We start from the raw sequence: 2,362 nt of genomic DNA, 5'->3' as shown, positions 1-2,362 counted from the left end.
ACAGGCTGCCGACGGCGCAGGCGCGCCAGCGCGGTGATGCCCTGGGACAGGCCACCCTCGTTGATCGACCACCCGCGCTCGCGGATGGTCTGCACCCGCTCGCGCAGCGCGGCGGCGTCGGTGATCGTGCCCGGGGCGACCGCGGCGAGATCCCCTGCGAGATAGCGCTCGACCTCGTCGTCGGTGCAGGCGGACAGGTAGGCCTGGCCGGTGGCCGAGGCGTGGAAGGGGATGTGCTCGCCGAGGGGGAGGAAGGCGCGTAGTCGGTGCGACGTGTCGACGCGCTCGAGGAGGATGAGCACGTCGCCGTCGGGGACGGCGAGGTGGACCGTCTCGGTCGTCTCGAGCTGCAGCTCGCTCATCACCGGCAGGGCCACCTCACGCACGCCGAGCCGGGCGTCGACGCGCCGGCCCATGCGCAGCGCGCGATAGGTCAGGCTCCACCGGGTCGGGGCGTCGGTCGACGCTCGCAACCAGCCGATCTCGGCGAGGGTCAGCAGCATCCGCTGCGTCGTGCTCTTGGGCAGTCCGACCTCGCGCGCCAGGTCGGACAGGCCGACCGGCTGCAGCTCCGCGACCGCCTCGAGCACCTTGAATGCCCCCGCCACGCTGTTCGTCGCCATCCCTTGCCCTTCCCAGACGTCTCGGCTAGGTTGCCACGGTCCACACAATAGACCACTGTGCCACACAGTGGACCGCACTCACAATGACGTGAAAAGGAGCGGGCATGACTGCACAGCTCGTGGCGCTGGCGATCTTCGTCGGTGTCTTCGCACTCGCCGCCGTGCGCAATGTCAACATCGGGATCGCGATGTTCCCCTTCGCCGCAGCCGTGGGGCTGGGGCTGGCGGACCTCGCGCTCGAGGACGTCGTCGGCGGGTTCCCGCTGTCGATCCTCGTCCTCCTCGTGGGGGTCACCTACTTCTTCGGCATCGCCCACAGCAACGGCACCATCGAGTGGCTCATCGACGCCGCGATCTCCCGGGTGGCGGGGCGCGACGGCCTCTACCCGCTCGTCTTCTTCCTGCTCACCGCGGTCATCTCCGCGATGGGAGCCCCGCTCGGCGGCCTCGTGATGGCACCCGTCGGGATGACCGTCGCGCGCCGCCGGGGGATCGACCCCATGCTCATGGCCCTGGCGATGGGCACCGGGCTGTCGGCGGGTGCCTTCGCCCCGACGAGCCTCTTCGGCATCATCACGTGGGGCACGGCCGACTCCGCCGGCATCGAGCTCAACCCGATGCTGCTGATGGCCATCGCCGTGGTCGTCAACATCGCGCTGCTGGCCGTCGCCTACGCGCTCTTCGGTCGTCGGCGGTCGGTCGTCGCCGACGAGCCCGGAGCAGACGGCGTCGGTGGCTCCGGCGGTGACCGCGGGTCTGCCGGCCCCTCCGGTGGGTCGGGCGAAGAGCGCGCCATCGGCGGCTACGGCCAGTCGTCGCTGCAGCTGGCGACGCAGTCGCGCACGGTCGAGACCGCGGTGACCGATGCCGTGGTGCCGCGCCCGAGTCGTGTCCAGGTCCTCACGCTCTTGTGCATGGCGGCGCTGGTCGGCAGCGTCATGGTCATCGCGCTCACGGGTGGCGAGCCGGACATCGGTGTCCTCGGCTTCGCCTTCGCGGCCTTCCTCGCCGTGGTGGACCCGGCGGCCGGCAAGAGCGCCATGACCCGCATCGACTGGGGCTCCGTCCTCCTCGTCGGCGGCATCATCACCTATGTCGGCGTGCTCACCGAGATGGGAGTCCTCGACATGCTGGGCGAGGGCGCCGCAGACCTCGGCAACCCGCTCGTGGCCGCCTTCCTCCTCTGCGTGGTCGCGGGACTGATCTCCGCCTTCGCCTCGACGACCGGCATGCTCGCCGCGCTCGTGCCCCTCTCCCTCCCGCTCATCGGCGAGGGCGGCCTGCCCGGCTGGGCGCTCATCTGCGCCATCGGTGTGTGCGCCTCGATCGTCGACGTCTCGCCCTTCTCCACCGTCGGTGCGACCTATGTCGCGAGCGCGGAGGCGGACGACCGTGCTCGGATGACGACGCTGCTCACCCGCTGGGGCCTGTCGATGGTCCTCGTCGGGCCGATCCTCTTCACCCTCGTGCTCCTCCTCCCCGGGAAGGTCCTGTGATGTCCCCTTCGTCCCACCTGCTCAGCGGTCTGCTCGACGGACCCGGTCGCGCCGACGCCGTCGAGGTCGCGGGCACGAGCCTGTCGAGCGAGCAGCTCGTCTCGGCGGCGCTCGCCTTCGGCGCGCGACTCAGCGGCCCCGAGCCGGTCGCCGTGCACGCGATCCCGACGGCCGAGACGGTCGTCGCGGTCGTCGGCGGGCTGCTCGCCGGCGTGCCCGTCGTCCCGTGCCGCCCGATGCCGG

Annotated in this window: 3 protein-coding genes; 2 read left to right on the top strand and 1 reads right to left on the bottom strand. The window is 71.4% G+C overall.

Annotation, left to right across the window (positions count from 1 at the left end; translation table 11 throughout):
- A partial coding sequence (locus AC2W7J_RS17545) for an IclR family transcriptional regulator (RefSeq protein ID WP_485983987.1) occupies positions 1–623 on the bottom strand: 623 nt, incomplete at its 3' end.
- A gap of 104 nt (positions 624–727) precedes the next feature.
- Between AC2W7J_RS17545 and AC2W7J_RS17540 the strand changes: the two genes are divergently transcribed.
- Positions 728–2,119 carry an SLC13 family permease gene (locus AC2W7J_RS17540; RefSeq protein ID WP_485983986.1) on the top strand — a complete coding sequence of 464 codons (1,392 nt, stop codon included), beginning with the start codon at positions 728–730 and terminating at the stop codon, positions 2,117–2,119.
- Positions 2,119–2,362 (top strand): hypothetical protein (locus tag AC2W7J_RS17535; RefSeq protein WP_485983984.1); only part of this gene is annotated, 244 nt, incomplete at its 3' end. The genes AC2W7J_RS17540 and AC2W7J_RS17535, both read left to right, overlap by 1 nt.

The sequence above is a fragment of the Janibacter sp. CFPM2_SD2 genome (assembly GCF_057364645.1).
The sequence above is the reverse complement of the archived record's forward strand: the minus strand, read 5'-3'. Positions and strand labels throughout refer to the sequence as shown.

What these genes read in the sequence shown, in the direction of transcription:
- AC2W7J_RS17540 (WP_485983986.1), top strand. Translation starts at nt 728, where the DNA reads ATGACTGCACAGCTCGTGGCGCTGGCGATCTTCGTCGGTGTCTTCGCA.